The organism is Gluconacetobacter sp. (assembly GCF_047721585.1).
Lineage (GTDB): Bacteria > Pseudomonadota > Alphaproteobacteria > Acetobacterales > Acetobacteraceae > Gluconacetobacter > Gluconacetobacter dulcium.
Genome location: NZ_JBDNXE010000074.1, coordinates 14,936 through 19,733, shown reverse-complemented (window position 1 = coordinate 19,733; position 4,798 = coordinate 14,936). Strand labels below are relative to the sequence as shown.

Genomic DNA, 4,798 nt, shown 5'->3' with positions numbered 1-4,798 from the left:
GGTTGGGGGTGGGTGGGGTTTCGTCCTGTGCTTCCAGCCGGCGTTCGACGCCGAAATTGCCCTTGAGCAGCTTGCCCTGGTCGCGCAGCCGGTCCAGCGCCGCGTCGGCGACCGAGACGCCGAGGCCGAACCGGAGGGCGAGCGCGTGCGTCGTGAAGGGGCCATGGGTGCGGGCATGGCGGGCGATCAGGTCGCGGAGTGGATCGGCGGTGGGCGCGAGGAAGATGTCGGGCAGCTTGGGCGGGAGGGTGACCCCCAGCGCGTCGCGCAGGCGGGCGGCGTCCTCGATGGCGGCCCAGCGTGGCTGGCCGGCGATCGTTATGGCGATGATCCGGTGGTCGGCGGCGAGGGCGGCGAGGCTGGTTTCGGCGTTGCCTTCCGTGTCGCCTTCCGCGAGGCGTTGCGCGACCTCCTGTGCCGATAACGGGCCAAGTTCGCGCAGCAGGTCGGCAACGCCTTCCTGCCCCTTTGCGCGGTAGGCTGGGGTCAGGCGCTGCAATTCCCGTTCGACCTGCTCGGTGATCGAGGGATCGAGCAGGGTGCCGAGATCGACTTCGCCGAGAAGGTCGGCCAGCAGGCCGCTATCCAGCGACAGGACCGAGGCGCGGCGTTCGGCGATCGGTGCGTCCGTCGCATACATGAATTCCGCGACGTAGCCGAACAGCAGGTCCGCCGCGAAGGGCGAGGGGATCTCGGTGGTGACCTCGACGATCTGGACTGTGCCGTCGGCGAGGCGGCGGGCCAGGCTGTCGAGGGCGGCGAGGTCGTACACGTCGCGCAGGCATTCGCGGGCGGTTTCGATCAGGATCGGGAAATCGGGATGGTCGCGCACGATTTCCAGCAACTGGCCGGCGCGCAGCCGCTGTTGCCACAGGGGGGAGCGGTGGCCGGGGGTGCGGCGTGGCAGCAGCAGCGCGCGGGCGGCGCATTCGCGGAAGCGGGCGGCGAACAGGGCCGAGCCGCCCACGGCGTCGGTGACGATGCCACGGAGTTTTTCCGGGTCGAAGAGGAAGAGGTCCGCGCCCGGTACCTGTCCGGCGGTGTCGGGCAGGCGGGCGACGATGCCGTCGTCGCTGGCCACCACCGACGGGTCGATGCCGAACCGGCGGCGCACCCGCGCCGCGATGGCCAGTGCCCATGGGTCGTGCACGCGGCGGCCGTAGGGGCTGTGCAGGATGACCCGCCAGTCGCCGGTTTCGTCGCGGCAGCGTTCGACCACCAGGGTGCGGTCGGTCGGCAGGATTCCGGTTGCCGTGCGCTGGGCGTCGAGCAGCGCCAGGAGGTTGGTGGTGGCGTTCGTGTCGAGGCCGGATGCCCGCAGGCGGGCTTCGGCCTTGTCGCGCGTGTCGGCATCGAGTGTGGCCAGGAAGGTGCCGATCGCCTCGCCCAGTTCGGCGGGGCGCCGTAGGCCGTCGCCGTGCCAGAACGGCAGGCGGGCGGAGCGGCCCGGTGCGGGCGTTACGATGACCTGGTCGTTGGTGATCTGCTCGATGCGCCAGGAGGTGGTGCCCAGGGTGATGATGTCGTTGACCCGGGATTCGTAGACCATTTCCTCGTCGAGTTCGCCGACGCGGCGTGAGCCGGCGCGCTCCTCGCCTTCGGGCAGGACGACGGTGAAACTGCCCCGGTCGGGGATGGTGCCGCCGCTGGTGACGGCAAGGTGCAGGGCGCCGGGGCGCGGGGTCAGGAGCCCGGTTTCGCGGTTCCAGACCAGGCGGGGGCGGAAATTGGCGAAATCGTCGGAGGGGTAGCGGCCGGCCAGCATGTCCAGCGTGGCGTCGAACGCGCTGCGGGGGAGGGTGGCGAACGGGGCGGCGCGGCGCACCGTTGCGTACCAGGCCTCGACCTGGAGCGGCGCGACGGCGACGGCCGCCACCGTCTGCTGGGCCAGGATATCGAGCGGGTTGCGGGGTGGGTCGATCGCCTCGATGCGGCCGGCGCGCATGGCGGTGACCGTGACTGTCGCATCGACCAGATCGCGTCGGGTGCGGGGGTAGACCAGACCCGCCGAGGCGCCGCCGACCTGGTGGCCGGCGCGGCCGACCCGTTGCAGGCCGCTGGCCACCGAGGGCGGGGCTGCGACCTGGATCACCAGATCGACCAGCCCCATGTCGATGCCCAGTTCCAGGCTCGATGTTGCGACGACGCAACGCAGGTCGCCGGATTTGAGGGCGGTTTCGATCTCGCGGCGCTGGTCCTTGGAGACCGAGCCGTGGTGCGCGCGCGCGATCAGCGGCGGTGCGCCCGTTGTGCGCTTCTCCGTGCTGCCGGTGACCGAGGCGTAATGGACGGGTGGCCCGGTGTCCGGCGCGTCTTGCGTGACGCGTTCGGCGTAGAGGTCGTTGAGGCGGGCCGTCAGCTTTTCGGCCAGGCCGCGTGAATTGGTGAAGACGATCGTCGCGCTCTGGCTCAGGACCCTTTCGAGAATGCTGGCCTCGACATGTGGCCAGATGGAGCCGGCTCGTGTGCTGCGGTCCCCGTCGCCGGGCTGGCCGGCGGCCGCGAGGTTGCTCATGTCCTCGACCGGCACCACGATCGTGAGGTCGAGCCGGCGGCTGGCGGGGGGATTGACGATGGTGACCGGGTGGGCGCCGCCCAGGAACTGCGCCACCCGGTCGGCCGGGCGTACGGTCGCGGACAGGCCGATCCGCTGCGCGGGTGTGGGCAGCAGGCCGTCCAGCCGTTCCAGGCTCAGGGCCAGGTGTGCGCCGCGTTTGGTGGCGGCCACGGCGTGGACCTCGTCGAGGATGACCGCCTGCACGCCCCGTAATGTCTCGCGTGCTTTCGACGTGAGCATCAAATAGAGCGATTCCGGGGTGGTGATGAGGATGTCGGGCGGGCGGCGCAGCAGGGCGGCGCGTTCGGTCGCCGGTGTGTCGCCGGTGCGCATGCCGACCGTGAGGGCGACCGGTGGGTCGCCGCGCCGCGTGCGTTCCGCCTCGACGCCGTGGAGCGGGAGGCGGAGGTTGCGCTGCACGTCGGCGCCGAGCGCCTTGATCGGCGAAATATAGAGGATGCGTGTGGCCGGTTTCGTGTCGGGCGGGGTGTTGGTGGCGTCTGGCTCGCGCTCGCGGAACAGGCGGTCGATCGCGTGCAGGAAGGCGGCCAGGGTCTTGCCGGAGCCGGTGGGCGCGATGACCAGTGCGTTCTCGCCGGCACCGATGGCGGCCCAGGCTGCGGCCTGTACCGGTGTGGGCGACGCGAACGCGGTGGTGAACCATGCGCGGGTCGCCTGGGTGAACCCGGCCAGCGGGTCGGTGGTCGGAGGGGTGGTCGGCGGCATTATTCCGTGGCGCGGTTTCGTCTGCCTGCCGACGATAGGCCTTTGTCCTCCGGACGTCCAAGGGGGCGGGATGCCGTGCGGTCAGATGGCCGGATCGGATGCGGTGAGACGCCCGTACAGGCTGGCGACCGTCATGATGCAGGCCGAGACCAGCAGCCCGTCGAAGGTGGGAATGGCCGTCAGGCTCGTCATGCCGCATTCGGACAGGGCGCCGGCGATGCCGCCGCATATCCAGGCCAGGATCGCGACATGCTGCCTGCCCGCCGCCGGCCGCCCGGCATTGGCCGGGAGGCCGATCAGGGTGTCCACGATCAGGATGGCGGCGATCGGGGGCAGGACGATGCCGAGCAGGAGCAGGAAGCGCACATAGGCATCGGTCAGGCCCCCAAGCTCCAGAATGCCGCCGACGATGCCGCTGCCGAGCACATAGGGCCACAGGCGGCGGCCCTGGAGCAGGTTTGCCAGGGCGAGGCTGCCCGAATACAGGCAGGCCGAGGCGTCGATCCATGCGCTGAGAACCAGCACCAGCAGCGCGGGGATGCCGAAGCCCAGCGCGACGAGGGCGGAGACGAGGTCGGGCCGCCCCAGAGCCAGGGATGGGATGCCCGATGCGATCATGATGACCGGATAGGCCAGTGCCAGCGCGGCCACGACGGCGCCGGCGGCGGCATTCGGCGACCGCACGAAGCGGCTGTAATCGGGCTGGATGATGATGCCGACGACGTAGGAGCCGATCATCGCCGAGACGGCCCCTCCGAAGGTCAGGGCGTGGGTGCCGCCGTGCAGGGCGGCGGCCGGCAGGGCATGCCATGTTCGCGCGATGCCGGCGATCAGCCCGAGTGCCACGACGGGAATGACGATCTGGCCGATCCGTTCGAGACCACGCGCCCCCATGCAGGTGCCGATGACGATGCCGATGCCGGCGAGGGCCGAGACCAGATGCGGGGAGATGTGCAGATGGAACTGCTCGCTGAGCGCGGGCGCGGCCGTGCTGCCCAGCAGCCCGATCGTGGCCCCGAACCATCCGACCAGCGAGACGCCGATGACCGTTCGGACAATGACGGCGCCGTAAGGGCCGAAGATGCGTGTGCTCAGAAGGGAGAGGCTCATGCCCGTGGCGGCGCCGAGCCAGGAGGTGAAGGCGGCCAGAAGCGCCGTCATCAGGGCGCTGGCGATGATCGCGGCGATGCCGTCATGAAGGCCGAGGGCCGAGAGGATGCGCGCGGAGAGGACGAAGCCGGGCAGGCCGCATTGCGTACCCGCGACGATGAAGAAGATCCGCCATGCCGAGCCGCGTTCGGCCTCGGGCACGGCGTTGGCGGTATGTTCGTCGTGCGTCGCGTGCATGCGCGTCTCCTGCATGAAGAAAGAGGCTGTTTGAAAGGTCGGCCTGCCAGACAGCATCGAAAGCCGGGGGGGGGGGGGGGGGGGGCCCCCCCCCCCCCCCGGGGGCTCACAAAGGGGGATCTGTAGACCCCCCCCCCCAACCCGGGGGCGCCCCCGAGCGGGACCCCC

The 4,798-nt window shown here is 70.8% G+C and carries 2 protein-coding genes; both read right to left on the bottom strand.

Translation table 11 applies throughout. The features are described from left to right. Window positions 1-3,283: ATP-dependent helicase (locus ABF821_RS13575; RefSeq protein ID WP_415530366.1), on the bottom strand; the 3,283-nt coding region annotated here is incomplete at its 3' end. An 81-nt stretch (window positions 3,284-3,364) separates the two neighbouring features. After that, window positions 3,365-4,630, bottom strand: coding sequence for a cytosine permease (locus ABF821_RS13570; RefSeq protein ID WP_415530365.1), 1,266 nt, complete (start codon window positions 4,628-4,630; stop codon window positions 3,365-3,367). Window positions 4,631-4,798: the final 168 nt, after the last annotated feature.

Bases quoted from the DNA above. Each gene is read 5' to 3' on its own strand.
- ABF821_RS13570 (WP_415530365.1), bottom strand. From the start codon at position 4,630: ATGCACGCGACGCACGACGAACATACCGCCAACGCCGTGCCCGAGGCC.